This is a genomic window from Agrococcus sp. HG114 (assembly GCF_024723325.1).
In the GTDB taxonomy this organism is placed as follows: Bacteria; Actinomycetota; Actinomycetes; order Actinomycetales; family Microbacteriaceae; genus Agrococcus.
This window is the reverse complement of sequence record NZ_JANQCH010000001.1, coordinates 59,937-78,849: the sequence shown is the minus strand read 5'-3', so window position 1 is coordinate 78,849 and position 18,913 is coordinate 59,937. Positions and strand designations below refer to the sequence as shown.

Genomic DNA, 18,913 nt, shown 5'->3' with positions numbered 1-18,913 from the left:
GCCGGGCACGCGAGAGGAGCCCATCGTGGGATTCGATCTCCAGATCTTCCTGACGCAGCTGTTCAGCCCCGTCTACCTGCAGGGCGCGCTGCTGTCGATCGGCGTCGCGGTCGTGTCGCTCATCATTGCGACCGTCATCGGCTTCATCCTCGCGGTCGCGCGCGGCTCGAAGTCGGCCGTCGCGCAGTGGCTCTCGCTCGCGTACATCTGGTTCTTCCGGGCGATCCCGGCGCTCCTCGTGCTCCTCATCATGTGGAACGCGCTGCCGCAGCTCATCCCGGGCCTGCGCGAGTGGGGCTACAACCCGTTCATCGCCGCGTCCGTCGGCCTCGGTCTCGTCGAGGCGGCCTTCATGGCCGAGATCATCCGCTCCTCCCTCTCGTCGGTCGACGAGGGCCAGGCGCTCGCGGGCCGCGCGCTCGGCATGAAGCCCGGCTCCGTGATGTCCAAGATCCTCGTGCCCCAGGCCATCCGCATCGCCCTGCCGCCGACGACCAACGAGTTCATCGGCCTCATCAAGTACTCGTCGCTCGCCTCGGTCATCTCGCTCCGCGAGCTGCTCACGACCGCGCAGGTGGGCGTCAACATCACGTTCCGCTACGCCGAGTACTACGCCGTGGCGATCATCTACTACCTCGTGATCGTCAGCATCATCACGATCATCCAGATGCAGATCGAGCGGCGCTTCCACTGGGCGTCGTCGCTGCCGACGAAGAAGCGCCGCGCACTCAAGCTGGTGGGAGCCGCACGATGAACGAGCACACGAACGCCCAGGCCGCCGACGCCCAGGCCGCCGACGCCCAGGCGACGCAGCCCGAGTACACGCCCACGGGCGCGCTGGTCACCGACATCCCCACCCTCGAGGTGCGCGACCTGCACAAGGCGTACCACGGCAACGAGGTGCTGAAGGGCGTCGAGTTCAAGGTGCGCCAGGGCCAGGTGAAGGCCGTGCTCGGCCCCTCGGGCTCGGGCAAGTCGACGATGCTGCGCCTCATGGCGCTGCTCGAGCCGGCCGACAAGGGCGAGATCCTGCTCGAGGGCAAGCGCATCGGCGTCAACGCCGCCGGACGCGCGCTGCCCGAGGCGCAGCTCGCCGTGCAGCGCCGCGACGTCGGCATGGTGTTCCAGAAGTTCAACCTCTTCCCGCACCTGACCGCCGCGAAGAACGTCGCGCTCGCGCTCACCGCCGTGCAGAAGGTGGGCCGCGCCGAGGCCCTCGAGCGCGCCCACACGATGCTCGGTCGCGTCGGGCTCTCCGACCGCGCCGACCATCACCCCTCGCAGCTCTCGGGCGGCCAGCAGCAGCGCGTCGCGATCGCGCGCGCGCTCGTGCTCAATCCGAAGGTCATGCTCTTCGACGAGCCCACGAGCGCGCTCGACCCCGAGCTCGTCGGCGAGGTGCTCGAGGTCATGGAGCAGCTCGCGAACGACGGCATGACGATGATCGTCGTGACGCACGAGGTGCGCTTCGCCCGCCGCGCGGCCGACGAGGTGACCCTCTTCGACGGCGGCGTCATCGTCGAGCAGGCCCCGCCCGAGCAGTTCTTCGACGACCCGCAGCACGAGCGCACGAAGAAGTTCCTCAGCCATGTCCACTGACGTCGCGGCGGGCCGCGTCGTCGCGGTCGCGCGCGACCTCGACGAGCTCGACATCGAGACCGGGGTGCGGATGCTCGAGGCGGCCGGGTGCCGCATCGTCCGACCGCGCGACGACCGTCCCGACTCGCTCGTGTGCGCGGCGCCGGACGCCGAGGTGCTGCTCACGGGCTACGGCCGCGTCGACCGCGAGCTGCTCGAGCGGATGCCGCGGCTCGGCCTCGTCGCGACCGCGTCGATGGGCTTCGACATGGTCGACGTGGATGCGGCGACCGAGCGCGGCATCTGGGTCGCGAACGTGCTGGGCGCGGCGACCGAGGAGGTCGCGACGCACGCGCTCGCCCTCGCGCTCGCGAGCACCCGCGGCGTCGTCGCGCACGCGGCCGCCGTGCGCTCCGGCAGCTGGGACCTCGCCGACGCCCCCACGCCGCGCCGGCTGAGCGAGCTGACGCTCGGGCTCGTCGGCCTCGGCCGCATCGGGCTCGCGCTCGCCGAGCGCGCATCCGCCACCTTCGGCCGCGTCGTCGGCTACGACCCCTACGCGGGCGAGACGCCCGGCATCGAGCGGATGAGCGCCGACGAGGCGCTCGAGTCCGCGGACGTGCTCTCGCTGCACCTGCCGCTCACGGCCGAGACCGCCGGCTGGCTCGGCGCCGAGCGCATCGCGCGCATGCCGCGCGGCGCGACGGTCGTCAACGTGAGCCGCGGCGCGCTCATCGACGAGGCGGCCCTCCTCGACGCCCTCGAGACCGGTCACCTCGCCGGCGCGGCGCTCGACGTGCTCGCCACCGAGCCGCCGCGCGCCGACGACCCGCTCGTCGCGCATCCGCGGGTCATCGTCACCCCGCACTCGGCGTTCCTGTCGGATGCGTCGATGGCCGACTACGTGCGGCTGCAGGCCGAGAACGCGCTCGCGTTCCTCCGCACCGGCCGGCCCGCCACCCCCGTCAACACCCCGACTCCGCAGAGGAAGACCGCAGATGCGTCACCTGCCCGCGCCTGAGGCCCGCAACGAGCACCCGCTGCTCATCACCGCCGAGCGCATCCGCACCATGGCGAGCGCGGCCGACGGCAGCGCTGCCGTCGCCGCCGCGATGCTCGTCATCGACGGCCGCATCGCCGCGATCGGCGAGGTCGCCGACGTCGAGCGCGCCGCCGCGGCGCTGCCGCACGTCGAGCGCGTCGACCTGGGGGACGCCACGGTCGTGCCCGGCTTCGTCGACGCCCACGCGCATCCGCTCATGCTCGGGCAGCTGAGCACGTGGGTCGACTGCGGGCCCGACAAGGCGCGCGACATCCCCGGCATCATCGCCCTCCTGCGCGAGGCCGCCGACCGGCTCCCCGCCGGCGCGCCCGTGCGCGGCTACGGCTACGAGCAGCGCAACCTCGCCGAGCGCCGCCACCCGACGCGCTTCGAGCTCGACCGGGTCGCGACCGACCGCGAGGTATACCTCATGAACGCCTCGGGCCACGGCGGCGTCGTCAACTCGTGGACGCTCGAGCACAACGGCGTCACCCGCGACACCCCGAACCCGGAGGGCGGCGAGTTCTTCCGCGACGCCGACGGCGAGCTCACGGGCGAGCTGTCGGATGCGGCGTGCAACGTGCTCACGGGCCTGCACGGCGTGAAGATCGGGCACCACGGGCCGAACTTCCACCTCGGCGACGAGCCGGCGGAGCTCGTGCGGCAGCTCGAGGGCGCGCAGGCGCAGTTCCTCGCGGGCGGCGTCACGACGATCGGCGACGCGCAGGTCTCGAAGCGCGAGCTCGACACCTACCTGCGGCTCGCCGAGCGCGGCGGCCTCAGGATGCGGGTCGCGGCCTACCTGCTCTCGCACCTGCTCGACGCGGCGATCGAGATGGGCGTGCACGGCCCGCTCGGCGACGCGCGCCTGGCGATCCAGGGCATCAAGCTCTACGCCGACGGCACGCTCGGCGGCGAGACCGCCTGGTTCCCCGACGGCTACCTCGACGACCCGTGCCGCACCGGGCAGCTGTACCACGACCCCGAGGAGTACCGCTCGCTCGTCTCCCGCGCGCACGCGGTGGGCCTGCAGACGGCGACGCACTCGCAGTCGCCCGACGCGATCGAGATGGTGCTCTCGGGGCTCGAGGCGGCGCTCGCCGAGCGCCCCGACCCCGACGCGCGCCACCGCATCGAGCACTGCGGGCTCCCGACGCCCGAGCAGATCGAGCGCATGGCCGCGGCCGGCATCATCCCCGTGAACCAGCCGCAGCACCACTTCAACTGGGGCGAGGGCGTCACGCGCGCGATCGGCACGCCGGGGGAGCGCTTCAACCCGCTCGGCGAGTTCGAGCGGGCCGGGCTGCCGCTCGTGATCTCGTCGGATGCGCCGGTGGCGGACCCGAGGCCGCTCGAGGCCGTGCAGGCGGCCGCGTCGCGCATCACGCGGCGCGGCGTGCAGCTCGGCGGCGACGACCTCGCGATCGACGTCGAGCTCGCGCTGCGTGCGCACACGATCCACGCGGCCCGCGCGATCGGGCGCGAGCGCGACCTCGGCTCGCTCGAGGTGGGCAAGGCCGCTGACTTCGCGGTGCTCGCGGCCGATCCGGTCGCGACGCCCGTCGACGAGATCGCCGGCATCGGCGTGCGCGCGACGTGGGTCGGGGGCGTCGAGGTGCACCGCGCCGAGGCCGACCACGCCGACGGCGCCGCCGCGGAGCGCGGCGCGACCGACGACGGCGCGCAGGCCGACCGCGCGGCGCAGGCCGACGCATCCGCCACCGCACACCTCGAGGCAGCACGATGACCGAGGCGCGCCGCAACGCCGGCTGGGCCGTGCTGCAGACGATCGCCGGCTACGGCGTCGACACGGTCTTCGGCATCCCCGGCACGCACAACCTCGAGCTCTACCGGCACCTGCCGGCGCTCGGCATCCGCGCGGTCACGAGCCGGCACGAGCAGGGCGCCGGGTACGCGGCGGATGCGTGGGCGCAGCGCCGCTCGGCGCGCGGGCCGATCACCCCGGGCGTCGTGATCACGACGAGCGGGCCGGGCCTGCTGAACGCGCTCTCGGCGGGCGGCACGGCCTTCGCGGAGTCGCGGCCGATGATCGTGCTCTCGCCCGGCGTCGCGATCGGCGACGAGTTCGCCGACCGCGGGGCGCTGCACGAGACGAAGGACCAGTCGGCGGCTGCCGCCGCGATCCTGCTGTGGAGCCGGCGCGTGCGCTCGGCGGAGGAGGCGGTCGAGGCGGTGCACGACGCGTTCGCGCTGTTCCGCTCCGGGCGCCCGCGCCCCGTGCACGTCGAGGTGCCGCTCGACGTGCTCGAGGCCGAGACGGCGATCGACGACGCGCTGCTCGCGCCGCGCGAGGCGGCCGCGCCCGAGGTGACGGACGAGGCGGCCCTCGACGCCGCGGCCGCGGCGCTGCAGGGCGCCGAGCGCCCGGTGATCATCGCGGGCGGGGGAGCGGTGCGCGTGGGCGCGGCGCTCACCGCGCTCGCCGAGCGGCTCGGTGCGATCGTGCTCACGACGCTCAACGGCAAGGGCGCGGTGCCCGAGTCGCACCCGCTCTCGCTCGGCAGCGAGCTGCGGCTCGCGCCCGCCGCCGAGGTGGTGAACGGGGCGGATGCGCTGCTCGTCGTCGGCTCGAAGCTCGGGGAGGCGGAGCTGTGGGGCAACGAGCTGCGGCCCGCGGGCGCCGTGATCCGCGTCGACATCGACGAGGCGCAGCTCGACAAGAACCTCCCGGCCACGATTCGCCTGCACGGCGACGCGCGCTCGGCCGTCACCGCGCTCGCCGCCCGCGTCGACCGCGCGCCGGCCGACCCGCAGGGGCTCGACGAGGTGCGCGCCGCGCTCGTCGAGGCCGCCCGCGCGTTCGCGCCGCGCGAGATGGCCGCCGCCGAGGCGATCGCGAGCGGCATCCCGCGCTCCGCGGTCGTCGCGGGCGACTCGTCGCAGATCACCTACTACGGCATGACGAGCGCGGTGCGGCAGAACGCCCCCGCGTCGATGCCCTACATGCCCGCGTACGCGACGCTCGGCTACGGCCTGCCCGCCGCGATCGGCTCGAAGATCGCGACCCCGGAGGACCCGGTCGTCGTCGTCACGGGCGACGGCGCGCTCATGTTCAGCGTGCAGGAGCTCGCGACCGCCGTCGAGCAGCAGCTCGACCTCGCGGTCGTGGTCGTCGACAACGGCGGCTACGGCGAGATCGAGCAGAATGAGGCCGACCGCGGCATCGACCCGATCGGCGTGCGCCTGCACCAGCCCGACTGGGCCCTGCTGGCCCGCGCCTTCGGGGCCTCCGGCACCCGCGTCGACGACGCATCCGCCGTGCCCGCCGCCGTCGCGGCCGCGATCGCCGAGCCCGGCGTGAGCCTCGTCCACATCCCCCTGCAGATCTTCGGAGCATGACCATGACCGACACCGCGACGACGACCGCCGCATCCGCCGACCTCTCGGAGGCCGCGAAGGCCACGGCCCGCGCCTGGATCGACGAGCACATGGCCGAGCTCTCGGCCTGGCACAGCGAGATCTTCGGCTACGGCGAGCCCGCCTGGCGCGAGTACCGCTCGGTCGCCTGGTACGTGGCGAAGCTGCGCGAGCACGGCTTCGAGGTCGAGGAGGGCTCGGCTGGCATGCCGACCGCGTTCTCGGCGACGTGGTCGAACGGCGACGGGCCGGCCCTGCTGAGCTACGCCGAGTACGACGCGGTGCCCGGCAACTCGCAGGCGCCGGTGACGCACCAGCAGCCGCGCGAGGGCTCGAGCCGGTTCTCGGGCGGGCACACCGACCCGCACTCGGCGCTCGGCATCTCGACGCTCGCCGGGGTGCTCGCGACGCAGCACGCGATGCGCGAGCACGGCATCGCCGGCACGCTGCGCTACACCGGCGAGCCGGCCGAGAAGATGCACGGCTCGAAGGTCGTGCACGGGCTGCGCGGCTACTACGACGGGGTCGACGCGATCGTCTCGTTCCACCCCTTCTACATGCTGCCGCTGTGCAACACGGCGCGGTGGGACACGCAGTGCGGCGCCTACTACTCGAAGGTCTACACGTTCCTGTGCGAGGAGCCCGAGACGTGGCAGCGCGGGCACGGCGACTCGCCGATCCCCGCCTCGCACTCGGCGGCCCGCGCCCCGGGCGCGAACCTCGCGCTCACGCAGATGTACACGGCGTCGCGCGCGATGCAGGACGCGATCCTGCCGGCGACCGGCGGCTGGTCGTTGACGGATGCGATCCTGACCGATGGGCAGGCGACGGCCGACAACCTGCCGGCCCGGTCGGCGCGCATCCAGTTCTCGTGGCGCACGCCCGACATCGCGATGGCGGAGTCGATCCTCGCGGCGCTCGACCGCAACGCCGCGGCGGCCGCGACGATGGCGCACTGCACGGTCGAGGAGACGTGGGTCGCGCGCTCGCGGCCCGGCCGCACGAACCACGTGCTCTCGGCGGCGCTGTTCGACGAGCTCTCGGCGGTCGGCGCGCCGTCGTACGGGGCGGATGCGGTGCAGGTCGCCCAGGAGATCCAACGGGAGCTCGGCATCGAGCCGATGGAGCGGCCGTTCCTCGACGAGTGCGAGCAGCTCATCACGCCGCAGGACGCGGAGGCGAAGCTGCGCGAGATGATGCCCGCGTGGCAGCGCAACTGGACGAGCGACGACTACGTCGAGATGACGCACTACGCGCCGACCGTGCGCTTCTACGTCTCGCGCCCGGCGCTCAAGCCGGATGCGGCGGCGCCGTACCCGGCGTGGACGATGAACGCGATGGGCGGCATCCCGGCGACGATCGACCCGACGATCGAGACGGCCGGCAAGACGATCGCGGGCACCCTCCTGCGCCTGCTCACGTCGCCCGACGAGCTCGCGGCCGCGCGCGCCGAGTTCGACGAGCGCACGGCCGCCGACCCGATGCCCCCGCTCCTCCCGCGCGACTTCGAGGCCCCCATCGACCTCCCCTGGCCGACCTCATGACTCGCCCGTTGGTCGAGTAGCCACGGCCCCACCCCGCCCCCACCTCCGTTGGTCGAGTAGCCGCCGAAGGCGGCGTATCGAGACCAAACACCTCACCCCAGGCAAAGGAGCCCCCGCGGTGCTGACCCCCCACCCCTACCTCACCACCCGCTCCCACGGCTTCCTCCCCTCCCCGGTCCGCGACGTCTGGGAGGCCTCGATGCGCCCGGGCGTCATCTCGCTCGCGGGCGGCAACCCCGACCTCACCTTGGCTCCGCTCGAGTGGCTCGCCGACGCATCCGCCCGCCTCATCCGCGACCGCGGCCACGAGGTGCTCCAGTACGGCGCGGGCAACGGCTCCGGGGGGCTGCGCGAGTCGATCGTCGAGCTGATGGCGGCCGAGCACGTGCACGCGGACGCCGCGGGCATCCAGGTGACCGCGGGGTCGCAGATGGCGCTCGACATCGTGACGAAGCTGCTGTGCGAGCAGGGCGACACGATCCTCGTCGAGGACCCGACGTACGTCGGCGCGCTCGGCGTCTTCGGCGGCGCGGGCCTGCGCGTCGAGCACGTGCCGATGGACGCCGACGGCCTCGTGCCCGAGGCGCTGCGGGAGCGCATCCGCCACCTGGCCGGCGAGGGCCGGCGCCCGCGGATGCTCTACACGATCCCGAACTTCCAGAACCCGCGCGGCGTGACGCTCGCCGAGTCGCGGCGCCCCGCGATCGTCGAGATCTGCCGCGAGGCGGGCATCCCGATCGTCGAGGACAACCCGTACGGCATGCTCGCGTTCGAGCCGCGGCGGCTCACGTCGCTGCACGAGCTCGACCCTGAGCACGTCGTCTACCTCGGCTCGTTCTCGAAGGTGCTCGCGCCGGGCCTCAGGGTCGGCTGGGCGGCGGCGCCCGGGTGGATGCGGCGCCCGCTGCAGCTCGCGTCGGAGTCGACGGTCATCTGCCCGTCGCCGCTCAGCCAGGCGCTCGCCGCAGACTACGTCGCGCACCACGACTTCCGCGGCATCATCGCGAACGCGGCCGCCGTCTACCGCGAGCGCGCAACCGCGCTGCGGCAGGCGCTCGTGCCGCTGCTGCCCGCCGGCTCGGAGCTCACCGAGCCGACCGGCGGCTTCTTCACCTGGCTGACGCTGCCCGAGGGCTGGACGACGCACGCGCTGCTCGACGCGGCGATCGACGAGCACGTCGTCTTCGTGCCGGGCGCCTCGTTCTGCGCGCCTGGCGAGGGCGCGCGCGAGCTGCGCCTCGCCTTCTCGTTCGAGACGCCCGAGCGGCTCGCCGAGGGCGCGCGGCGGCTGGGTCTCGCGTTCGAGCGGACGGCGGCTTCCGTCGCCGCCTGACGCCGAGCGCCGGGCAAGGACGGCTCGATACGGTTGATCCTCACCACCCGAGGAGGATCCGTGCCGCATCTGGCGAACGGCAAGTACGTCTCGCAGGCCGACGCCATCCGCAAGTGGGCCCCGGCGGCCCGCGATGCGCTGATCGAGACCGCCGGCGAGTACGGCGCCTGGGTGACCTACGAGGCACTGAGCGGGCGCGTCCAGGCCCGCACCGGCATCACGACGAACCAGCCTCCGGAGGAGTGGATCCCTCGGGTGCTCGGCGCGGTGGCGGCGGATGCGCAGCAGCGCGGCGAGCCCCGGCTCACGTCGTTGTGCGTCACGGCGGAGCGCCTCGTCGGCGACGGCTATCCCGGCGTGGCGACCGGCACCGACGCCCACACGCGCGAACGGGTCGCAGCCGAGGACCGGCTCGAGTGCTACCGCTTCTACGGCGCGACGATGCCGGCCGACGGCGGCACGCCGACGGTGCTCGCGCCGCTGCCCGCGCGCGCAGCCAAGCCGGCTCGCGCCGCCAAGCCGCGTGGTGCCGCCAAGCCGCGCGGCACCACCCGCGCCGCGGCGGCACCGAAGGCTGCGCCCCCTGGGGCGATGCGCGAGACCACCTGCCCGAGCTGCTTCATGGTCGTGCCGGCCGGTCCCACGTGCCGCGACTGCGGCGAGCCCCTCCTGGCCTGACGCCGTTCGCCTTGCTCGTCACCGCGCCGATCGGCCAGCAGCGCGAGAGGCGGTCAGCCGATGAGGTAAGCCATTCCTCGACCCTCGGTGGCAAGCGCGGAGACGAAGGCGCGAGCGGCATCGAGGTAGTGCATCGCATAGTCGGCCTCCGCGTCCGGCTCCCCGCCGAAGCGGCCGCTCTCCCTCAGCCGGGCTCGGGCTTCGGCGTCGTCGATGCCGGCGAGATCACGCGCGATCGCTGGCACCTCATCAGGCGGCAGCGCTCGTACCCACGGCTCCCAGCCGCCTTCGCGGTCCGTCACATGCCCCTCGAACATGCGATATGCGGGCCGCACATCGCCGTCGCCTGAGCCCGGGCCCGTGAGGCGCTGCAGCATCGACCACGCTTTGTCGAGGTAGAGCATGTCGCGCTTCGGCACCGACTGCTCGAAGCTGGGTGACGCGATCTGCGCGCCGGGCTCGAAGCCCCACGCGTCAGCGAGTGGATCGCCCGCGATGAAGCTTCTCGGGTCCGCGAGCGCCTGTTGGGTCATCGGACGGTCGAAGGCATACGCGTAGTACCTGATTCCCATGTGGCGAGTGTCGTCGATGCCCCGCAATCGGCGTGCCCTATTCCGCCGACGCTGTGGACGACGCGCGGGCTCGCGTCGTCGCGCACGCGGACGGCCGGGAGCGCGCCGCGCTCGCCGCCGTTGCTGCCGTTGACAGCGGAACGGGCGGGCACCCACGCCCGCCCGTTCGTCCCTGCTCGGGTCTAGTAGGCGCGCGCGGCGCCCAGGCGTGAGCCGGTCGCCGCCGCGAGCTGCCGCTGCATGTCCGCCCGGAGCGACGACACATCCGTCGCCGCGGTCACCATCGTGAAGCCCTGCTCGATGCGGCGGGCGGCCTGCTCGCCGTCCGCGCAGTGCACGCCTGCGATCTTGCCCCGCTCGCGGCAGGCGGCGGCGATGCGGTCGAGCTCCGCGTCGAGTCGCGGCACGATGGCATCCTCGAACGGCACGCGCGCGCCGAGCGCGAGCGAGAGGTCGTACGGGCCGACGTAAACGCCGTCGACGCCCTCGACGTCGAGGATCGAGTCGAGCTCGGCGAGCCCCGACGCGGTCTCGATCATCGCGAGCACCGTGACCGACGCATCCGTCTCCTCCGGCGTCGCGCCGAAGTGCGGGCCGAGCCGCATGGGCCCGTAGGAGCGGCGGCCGCCCGACGTCGGATAGCGGGCAGCCTCTGCCGCCGCGCGAGCCTCCGCCGCCGTGTCGATGAGGGGCACGATCACCCCGCGCGCTCCCGCGTCGAGCACGCGCCCGATCTCGGCGGCGCTGTTCGTCGACACGCGCGCCCACGGCTCGGCGCCGCCGGCTGCGACCGCAAGCAGCGCGCGCACCTGCGCGTCGTAGCCGATGACGCCGTGCTGGCCGTCGACGCAGACGTAGTCGAAGCCGGCGCGAGCGATCTGCTCGGTCGCGATGGGGGCATCGAGTGCGACCCAGGCGCCCACGCGGGGCGCCCGGGCCGGCTCAGCGGAGCGCTGCTCAGGCATCGAGCTCTTCGGTGTGGCGAGTCTTCACGAACGAGACCGAGATGAATCCGACTGCCGCGCAGATCACGACGAAGACCGCGACCGGGATCCAGCTGCCCATGAACGCCGCGAGCAGCGCCGTGGCGATGAGCGGGGCCGGTCCGCCGACGATCGCCGCACCCACCTGGTAGCCGAGCGAGGCGCCGGTGTAGCGGATCTCGGGCGCGAAGTTCTCGGCCAGCACCGTGCCGATGAGCGAGCCGTAGGTCGGCCAGACGACCGCGAACGACAGGATGATGGCGAGGCCGGCGAGCCACAGGTTGCCGCTCGCGACCATCGCGAGGTACGGGAAGATGAAGATCGCCACCGCGACCGAGCCGCCGAGGAACACCTTCTTGCGGCCGATGCGGTCGGAGAGGCCGCCGTAGAAGAGCATGCCGCCGATGCCGAGGATCGCGCCGACGAGCAGGAAGCCGAGGATGGCGCCGAAGTCGTAGCCGAAGTTCTTCGCGTACGAGATCGAGAAGGTCGCGAAGATGAAGAACGTGCTCGTCTCGACGAACTTCGCGCCGGTCGAGATGAGGACCTCGCGCCAGTAGTGCTTGATCACGGTGGCGATCGGCAGCTTCTGCGTCGTGCCCTCGGCCTTGACCTTGCGGAACGACGGGGTCTCGTCGATCTTCGAGCGGATCCAGAGGCCGACGACGAGCAGCACGCCCGAGAGCAGGAACGGGATGCGCCAGCCGAACGACTCGAACGCATCCTCGGGGAAGACAGCGCGCGCGCCGATCGTCACGAGGTTGCCGAGCGCGAGGCCGGCGAGCGCACCGACCTGCGGCACGGCGCCGTAGAAGCCGCGGCGGTTCTTGGGCGCGTACTCGACCGCGAGCAGCAGGCCGCCGCCCCACTCGCCGCCGAGCGCGAGGCCCTGCACGAGGCGCAGGAGCGTGAGCAGGATCGGCGCTGCGACGCCGATCGCGGCGTAGTCGGGCAGCACGCCCATGAGCATCGTCGCGACGCCCATGAGCGTGAGCGTGATGACGAGCGTCTTCTTGCGACCGATGCGGTCACCGACGTGGCTGAACACGACGCCGCCGAGCGGGCGCACGAGGAACGCGAGCGCGAACGAGGCGAACGCGAGCATGGAGCTCACGACCGGGTCCTCGCTCGGGAAGAAGTGGAGGTTGAAGACGGCGGTGGCCATCGTGCCGTACAGGAAGTAGTCGTACCACTCGATGGTCGAGCCGACCGCGCTGCCCCAGAGGGCGCGGCGCCGGTCCTTCGCCGACACGACGACCTCTGGGGTCGTCGGCGGCTTCTCGTCGATGGTGCTGGTCATGCTGTCTCCTTTGAGAGCGATGCGGATGCGTCGGTGCGGTGGGAAGGGAAGGGCAGGTTCAGGGGACGAGGATCGGGCGCCCGACGGCGCCGGTGCGCAGGTGCTCGATCGCCTCGTTGGCGTCCTCGAGCGCGAACGACTGGTCCAGCAGCCGGTCGAGGGGGAGGCGGCCCGCGCGGTAGAGCCGGAGGATCTCGGGCAGCTGCACGGGCGTGTTCGACGAGCCGTACAGCGCGCCGACGACTTTCCGGTCGCCCTGCACGAGCAGGTTGATCGGGATCGAGAGCTCCTCGCCGACCGCGCCCAGGCCGACGACGACCTCCGTGCCGCCTGGGCGGAGCGCCTCGAAGCCCGCGCGGATCGTCGCCGGGCGGCCGATGGCCTCGAGCACGTAGTGCACGCCGGTGCCGGTGATCTCGAGCACCCGGTCGGTGAAGCCCTCGGTCGAGGAGTCGATCGTGTGGGTCGCGCCGAGCTCGCGCGCCTTCTCGAGGCGGGCGGGCACGACATCCGACACGATGATCTGCGCGGCGCCGACGAGCTGCGCGGCGATCACGGCGGAGAGGCCGACGCCGCCTGCGCCGATGATGGCGACCGACTTGCCCGTGAGGTCCGGCATCCTGTTGAGCACGGTGCCCATGCCGGTGATGACTGCGCACCCGACGATCGCGGCGATCTCGGAGGGGATGTCGCTGTCGATCGCGATGAGCGACTCCTGCGAGACGACCGCGTGCTCCGCGAAGCACGCGTCGCCCATGAGGTGGTGGTAGCGCACGCCGTCCTTGCTGAGGCGGGTGCCGCCGCGCAGCAGGCCGTTGGTCTGGCCGTGCACCTTGCCGAGCGCGCACTGCGCCGGCTGCCCCGTGAGGCAGAACTCGCACTCGCCGCAGCGCGGGCGCCACATGAGCACGACCTTGTCGCCCGGGCGGAACCCAGTGACGCCGTCGCCGACCTCCTCGACGATGCCGGCGCCCTCGTGGCCGAGCACGATCGGAGTCCGAGCGGTGAGACCGCCCGAGATGTAGTGCACGTCGCTGTGGCAGACGCCTGCGGCCTCGATGCGCACGAGCACCTCGCCGCGGCCGGGCTGGTCGAGCTCGAGTTCCTCGAGCACGAGCGGTGCACCGGTCTCGTGCATCACCATCGCCTTCACGCGGCGCCTCCTCATCGATCGGTCGCTGCGCATCGATGCCGAGTGGCGGCCCTGCGCGCTTCGGTGCGCTGCAGTCGATGTCTGACGACGCCGTTCACGGTAGGGGCGGCAGCGCGGTGTGGTGCAAACCGCGTTCCGGCCAGCGGAACGGGTTACAGCGAGCTGAACGCCGAGTTCGCGCGGATGCGTCGATTGAGCCCGAGGGCGGTGATGCGCACTGCGGGGGCGTACTGGAGCATGTCGGCGCGGCCCGCTGGCCCGGTCACCGAGATCGCGGCGATCGGGGTGCCGTCGGCCCGCAGCAGCGGGCATGCGACGCACTCGACGCCCGGGTTCGACTCCTCCACCTCGTGCGAGAAGCCGTTCGCCCGCACCGCCTCGAGCTGCCGCCGGAAGGCCGCCTCGTCGGCGACCGTGCCGGGTCCGAGCGGCTCGAAGACCTGCGGCGTCGAGCGCTCGATGACCTCCTCGCTCGAGTGCGCGAGCACGGCCTTGCCGCCGGCCGTCGCGTAGGCCGGCACGCGCCCGCCGACTCGTGAACGGATGACCATGTCGGCGTCGCGCCCTCGGAGGATCTCGACGTACACCTGATCGGGCGTCTTCAGCACGCTCAGCTGCACGGTCATGCCGGTCGCCTGGCGCAGGTCGGCCATCGCGGCCAGGGCTAGTTGGCGCAGTTCCTTCGAGCGCTGCGCGAGCTCGCCCAGCTCGAACATCCGGATGCCGACGCGCACGCCGTTGTCGGCGCGCTCGAGGAAGTCCGCCTCGACGAGTTCGCTCACGATGCGCGAGGTGACCGACTTCGCGAGCCCCGCGGAGCGCGCGATGTCGTTCACGCCGAGCACCGGCCGCTCGCCGCTGAACGCGCCGAGCACCGCGGCCACTCGACCGATCATGGAGCGCGGAGTGTTCCGCTCATCGGAACTCATGACCCCAGTGTAGGCGGCGCTCGGGATTCAATGGAGCGAGCCGCGGCGCTGCCGCCGTGGGCCTGCTCATGACTGGAGGACCCGATGACCGAGACCGCGACGATCGACCGCACGACTGACGAGGCCGTCCTCGAGGTCGCCGAGGCATCCGCCCTCTGGGCTGCCACGCCGTACGCCGAGCGCGCGCGAGTGATGCGGGCGATCGCCGACGCGCTCGACGCGGCTGGCGCCGACCTCATCGCGATCGCGCAGGAGGAGACGGCGCTCGCAGAGGGGCGGCTGCAGGGTGAGCTGAAGCGCACGACCTTCCAGCTGCGGCTCTTCGCCGACGAGGTCGAGCGCGGCGAGTTCCTCGACGTCCGCATTGACAGGGCCGACCCCGACTGGCCGATGGGCGCGCCGCGGCCCGACCTCCGCCGCATGCTCGTGCCGATCGGCCCGGTGCTGAACTTTGCGGCGAGCAACTTCCCGTTCGCCTTCTCGGTCGCAGGCGGCGACACCGCCGCGGCGCTCGCGGCCGGCAACGCCGTGCTCGTCAAGGCGCACTCGGGCCACCCGCGACTCTCCGACGCGACGGTGGCCGTCATCCGCGAGGCCGCGATCGCCGCAGGTGCCCCGGCCGCCCTCGTGTCGGTCATCCATGGCACCCAGAACGGCGTCGCGGCGCTCCAGCACCCGGCGATCAAGGCTGCGTCGTTCACCGGCTCGATCGGTGGCGGCCGCGCGCTGTTCGACATCGCGAACGCGCGCCTCGAGCCCATCCCGTTCTACGGCGAGCTCGGCAGCGTGAACCCCGCATTCGTCGCCCCCGGCGCCGCGTCGCGCCGCGCGGAGCAGATCGCGACGGAGTACCTCGCGTCGGTCACCGGCAGCCAGGGGCAGCTCTGCACGAAGCCCGGCGTGCTCTTCGCGCCGGCGGAGTCGGGGGTGGTGGATGCGCTGCGTCGCGCAGCCGTGCCGGCTCCGGCGCCGCTCCTCAACGACCGCATCCAGGAGGGCTTCGTCGCGGGGCTCGAGGAGCTGACCGGCCGCTCGGACGTGTCCGTGCTGCGCGAGGGCGAGGCGAGCCGCCAGTCGCCGCCTGAGGCGACGCTGCTGCTCACGACGATCGATGCGGTGCTCGAGGACCCGGAGGCGCTCGTGCGCGAGGTCTTCGGCCCTGCCGGCCTCGTCGTCACCTACACGGATGCCGCCGACCTCCCCCGGGTCGCCCGTGGCCTCGAGGGCCAGCTCACCGCGACGGTCGTCGCGGATGAAGACGACCCGACCGACCTCCAGCTCGCGCGCAGCCTCGTGCCGGCGCTCGTCGACCGCGCGGGCCGCGTGCTCTGGAACCAGTGGCCCACCGGCGTCTCCGTCACCTTCGCGCAGCAGCACGGCGGCCCGTATCCGGCGACGACCGCGCCGACGACGACCGCGGTCGGCACCGCATCCGTCACCCGCTTCCTACGCCCCGTCGCGTTCCAGAACTTCCCGGCGGCGCTGCTGCCCGAGGCGCTGCGCGACGAGAACCCGCTGGAGGTGCCGCAGCGCGTCGACGGTTGACTGACTTCGACGCGACTATGTCGGCTCGCTGTGGCGGCGGCTCGTGCTCGCACTCGGCGGTTCACTGAGCCCCGAGGGGCTCACGCCACGCGACGACGGTTAAAGCCGATCGAGTAGCTGCGACTTCTTCGCGACGAATTCGTCCTCAGTCAGGATTCCTTGATCGCGTAGCGCGGCCAGCGCCTTGAGCCGCTCAGTTACTTCCGCGCCGACAGGCACGGCGGCAGCGGTTGCCTCCGGTCGGGGAAGTCGGTCCCGAACCAGGTCTGACACGAGCGTGAACGCCTGCTGCGCCGCCGTAGGAGGCTCTGCGGGACGGGTGGGCTCGACGGCGGCGGCCGTGGCGGCTGGCTCGGGATCGGGGCTGCGGCGATCGCGGAGCAGGATCGCGAAGTGCGTGAAGAGGCTCTCAGACATCTTGATGAGGGACTGCTTGCCGTCCACCCAATCGACCTGGACGAACCGCGGGGGGCGGACAGTCGTGTCCAGCGCGGCACCGACAGCTGCCGAGGCCGTCTTGCTCAGCATCCGCGGTGCGACCGCGCCCGCTACCGCCTTGCCGATGGCACTGATCTTGCTCGGATTGGCATCAGCGGGCTGTTCGACCCACGCGGCGACCTGCTCAGGCACCAGCTTTCGCCTAGTGAACCCGCCCTGCACAATAAGTGAGTTCCCGAACGGGGCAGTAGTCACCGTCGCGCCATGGAAGTCTCCGCCGACTACCTGTCCGTATGCCATGGCATGACTCTATTGGGCGAGCGGGCGAATCCGATGTCCTGCGCCCGATCGCGTCCTAAAAAGTCCCGCGTCGAAAGCGCTGCACGAAGAACCCGCTCTGTGTTGTCGCGGCGCGCAGACGGTGGATGTTCGCGTCCTGAGGGCGAGTGCCCGACGTTCCGTCAGTACCCGGCTGCGCGTCTCACGCCATCGGGCGACCAGACACGCTGAGCGAGATCAAGCACGAGCTCTCCGCGTTCCGCCTGCTCAGCTACCCCGAACCGCTCCATTGGGCGGAAGGGCAAGCCATCGCGCTCGATCAGCGTTCGGAACTGGGGCTGGTGGGAGTAAGGCTGACTCGTCAGGCTCGCCGCGAAGAAGTTTTGATTCGCGTACTGCCGAGCCTTCTCCTCGTATGGCTTCGCCTGGACGCTTCTATTGACGTCAGCCGGTAGCAGCAGTAGACCGCCGATGCGATTCCGTGCGGCTTCGAAGTCGGAGCGACTCGGGAAGGACGCGGCGAAGTAGTCATGGTCGTCGTGCCAGATGTGCTCGATGTCGAAGGGGTTGTGCCGGGCACGGTCGACCGTTTCGGCGAACCGGTCCGCTCCCGTCGCGCGGAGATCGACGTAAGCGGTGATCCTCGCCAGCAAATGGTAGATGTAACGCTTGCTGAACTGATTTAGGGCGAGATCGCGTATCCCAGACCGACCCCGCGAGGGGGCGCCCTCGAAGGTGACATCATCCTCCTCCAGTCGGCGCGTCAGCAGCTCGACAAGTTCCTCGAGTGGCCTACGTCGGATCTCCTTCACGAGCAGGTACATCGCGTAGCTTGTGGTCGAGTAGCCCACCCGGATGTAGTTCGACACCCGTCGCATGATCCAGATGTCGAGGAACGCGGCTGTCGCGGCGATCTTCCTTCGTACTGTCTCTGGATCATCGTGCCGCTCGAGCGGAGCCAGCAGGACCGTCGGCTGCCAGGTGAACTCATTGTGGGCGTTGTAGAAGACGTGCTCGAGGCCGGGCGTATAGCGGCGTGAAGCCTCCATGATGCGCAGATAGGCACCCGCAAAGAACGGCAGTTCCTCGGTCATGATTTCTACGTTGCGGGCGGCATCCCCGACGCGAAGTCGTTCCGGGCTGTCTCTTATCCAGCGGTGGAAGGTGGTCCCGATCGTTTCCCAGTCGCGATCCAGAGACCCGGCCTTTCTCTCGCGAACCGACTCGGCATGCTGGCTGCGAAGCCACGCCTTCATCATCACCGCATCACGTTCCGGATCGGGCTCATCTCCCGACGTGTTGAGCTCCAGCGTCATCCTGCGCCAGACGCTGTTCGAACGAGCGCGCTCGGCCTCGTCGTGTACGGGCGCGAGTAGGTAAGCCTTGAGCATGTCAACCGGGCTGAGCGGCTTGCCGCGATCGTTCATCGTCTCGAAGATCGCGTAGGCCTGCGCGTCGTTGGACGCCACGATCTCAATCAGGCCGACACGGTTGATGAGCCAGTAAACGAACGTTTCGAGCGCATCGCCGAGCTCGTCCTCGAAGTCGTTCGCATCGATGTCGTCGTAGCGGGCAAGGATCGTCCCGATCGATTCGTCCTGGCCGCTCGACGTGTACGGCTCGCCGTTGAAGAGCGCGCGGAGTACGGGCGTCCGCTCTGGTATATCCAGGTTGAAGACGTGTTCGCCGTAGCTGTCCGAGTAGACGAGGTCCGCAACAGTCGACGCGACGTTGAGGCTTCGTGCCTTGGCCTCGCGGTACAGGAAGATGAGAAGCAGCGTCAGTGAGGTGACCCTCTGCTGGCCGTCGACCAGGTAGCTGCGGCCCTCACGCTGCGTGACGATGATCGAGCCGAGGAAGTAGTCACTGTAATCCGGCACGGACCGCGGTGTGTCCCCGTCGCGATAGCTGCCCTGGAACCGGTTCACCAGATCGTTGATGAGCTCCTCGATGTGACGGTGTTCCCACTTGTACTCTCGCTGATATTCATCGATGGCGAAAGTACGATTCTTGAGGAGTTCGCTGATCGTGCGGTAGTGGGGCTGAATCGACATTGAGTACCTCCAGCTTGCACGGTACCGGGTCGAACGCCAGCTCCGGCGTAGTGCGCGCCAATCGAGCGCTCGGCACCCCTCCTTCGACGTCTTCTCTGACCTCTGAT

The 18,913-nt window shown here is 71.4% G+C and carries 16 protein-coding genes; 9 read left to right on the top strand and 7 right to left on the bottom strand.

Annotation, left to right across the window (positions count from 1 at the left end; genetic code table 11):
- Positions 1–25 precede the first annotated feature (25 nt).
- The 8 genes from NWP09_RS00350 to NWP09_RS00315 all read left to right on the top strand — a co-directional run bounded on the left by NWP09_RS00350 (position 26) and on the right by NWP09_RS00315 (position 9,553).
- On the top strand, positions 26–754 hold the full coding sequence (locus NWP09_RS00350; protein WP_258273555.1) for an amino acid ABC transporter permease: 729 nt from the start codon (positions 26–28) through the stop codon (positions 752–754).
- Positions 751–1,599: an amino acid ABC transporter ATP-binding protein gene (locus NWP09_RS00345; protein ID WP_309137086.1), complete on the top strand. Its 849-nt coding sequence runs from the start codon at positions 751–753 to the stop codon at positions 1,597–1,599. Before NWP09_RS00350 ends, NWP09_RS00345 begins: the two co-directional genes overlap by 4 nt.
- Positions 1,589–2,599: a C-terminal binding protein gene (locus NWP09_RS00340; RefSeq protein ID WP_258273554.1), complete on the top strand. Its 1,011-nt coding sequence runs from the start codon at positions 1,589–1,591 to the stop codon at positions 2,597–2,599. Before NWP09_RS00345 ends, NWP09_RS00340 begins: the two co-directional genes overlap by 11 nt.
- Positions 2,577–4,367, top strand: coding sequence for an amidohydrolase (locus tag NWP09_RS00335; protein WP_258273553.1), 1,791 nt, complete (start codon positions 2,577–2,579; stop codon positions 4,365–4,367). The genes NWP09_RS00340 and NWP09_RS00335 overlap by 23 nt, the downstream gene beginning before the upstream one ends.
- Positions 4,364–5,980, top strand: a complete 1,617-nt coding sequence (locus NWP09_RS00330; protein ID WP_258273552.1) for a thiamine pyrophosphate-dependent enzyme — start codon at positions 4,364–4,366, stop codon at positions 5,978–5,980. Before NWP09_RS00335 ends, NWP09_RS00330 begins: the two co-directional genes overlap by 4 nt.
- Positions 5,977–7,542 (top strand): amidohydrolase, encoded by a 1,566-nt coding sequence (locus NWP09_RS00325; protein ID WP_258273551.1) that lies wholly within the window; start codon positions 5,977–5,979, stop codon positions 7,540–7,542. Before NWP09_RS00330 ends, NWP09_RS00325 begins: the two co-directional genes overlap by 4 nt.
- A 118-nt stretch (positions 7,543–7,660) precedes the next feature.
- On the top strand, positions 7,661–8,875 hold the full coding sequence (locus NWP09_RS00320; RefSeq protein WP_258273550.1) for a PLP-dependent aminotransferase family protein: 1,215 nt from the start codon (positions 7,661–7,663) through the stop codon (positions 8,873–8,875).
- Positions 8,876–8,935: 60 nt separating this feature from the next.
- Positions 8,936–9,553 (top strand): hypothetical protein, encoded by a 618-nt coding sequence (locus tag NWP09_RS00315; protein WP_258273549.1) that lies wholly within the window; start codon positions 8,936–8,938, stop codon positions 9,551–9,553.
- Positions 9,554–9,606: 53 nt separating this feature from the next.
- Here NWP09_RS00315 and NWP09_RS00310 read toward each other — a convergent pair whose 3' ends face one another.
- The 5 genes from NWP09_RS00310 to NWP09_RS00290 all read right to left on the bottom strand — a co-directional run bounded on the left by NWP09_RS00310 (position 9,607) and on the right by NWP09_RS00290 (position 14,457).
- The gene (locus NWP09_RS00310; RefSeq protein ID WP_258273548.1) at positions 9,607–10,125 is read right to left on the bottom strand and encodes a YfbM family protein; all 519 of its coding nucleotides are present in this window, start codon (positions 10,123–10,125) and stop codon (positions 9,607–9,609) included.
- Positions 10,126–10,307: 182 nt separating this feature from the next.
- Positions 10,308–11,090, bottom strand: coding sequence for an HpcH/HpaI aldolase/citrate lyase family protein (locus tag NWP09_RS00305; RefSeq protein WP_258273547.1), 783 nt, complete (start codon positions 11,088–11,090; stop codon positions 10,308–10,310).
- Positions 11,083–12,408, bottom strand: a complete 1,326-nt coding sequence (locus NWP09_RS00300) for an MFS transporter (protein WP_258273546.1) — start codon at positions 12,406–12,408, stop codon at positions 11,083–11,085. Before NWP09_RS00300 ends, NWP09_RS00305 begins: the two co-directional genes overlap by 8 nt.
- A gap of 58 nt (positions 12,409–12,466) precedes the next feature.
- Positions 12,467–13,552 carry a Zn-dependent alcohol dehydrogenase gene (locus NWP09_RS00295; RefSeq protein ID WP_258273611.1) on the bottom strand — a complete coding sequence of 362 codons (1,086 nt, stop codon included), beginning with the start codon at positions 13,550–13,552 and terminating at the stop codon, positions 12,467–12,469.
- A 161-nt stretch (positions 13,553–13,713) separates the two neighbouring features.
- Positions 13,714–14,457 carry an IclR family transcriptional regulator gene (locus tag NWP09_RS00290; RefSeq protein WP_258273545.1) on the bottom strand — a complete coding sequence of 248 codons (744 nt, stop codon included), beginning with the start codon at positions 14,455–14,457 and terminating at the stop codon, positions 13,714–13,716.
- Between the two features lie 117 nt (positions 14,458–14,574).
- Between NWP09_RS00290 and NWP09_RS00285 the strand changes: the two genes are divergently transcribed.
- Positions 14,575–16,035, top strand: coding sequence for an aldehyde dehydrogenase family protein (locus NWP09_RS00285; protein ID WP_258273544.1), 1,461 nt, complete (start codon positions 14,575–14,577; stop codon positions 16,033–16,035).
- A gap of 99 nt (positions 16,036–16,134) precedes the next feature.
- On the opposite strand, the gene NWP09_RS00280 is transcribed toward NWP09_RS00285, so the two are convergent.
- Positions 16,135–16,665, bottom strand: coding sequence for an SHOCT domain-containing protein (locus tag NWP09_RS00280; protein WP_258273543.1), 531 nt, complete (start codon positions 16,663–16,665; stop codon positions 16,135–16,137).
- A gap of 269 nt (positions 16,666–16,934) precedes the next feature.
- A complete protein-coding gene (locus NWP09_RS00275; protein WP_258273542.1) occupies positions 16,935–18,806 on the bottom strand; it encodes a DUF262 domain-containing HNH endonuclease family protein in 1,872 nt (623 codons plus the stop codon).
- Positions 18,807–18,913 lie beyond the last annotated feature (107 nt).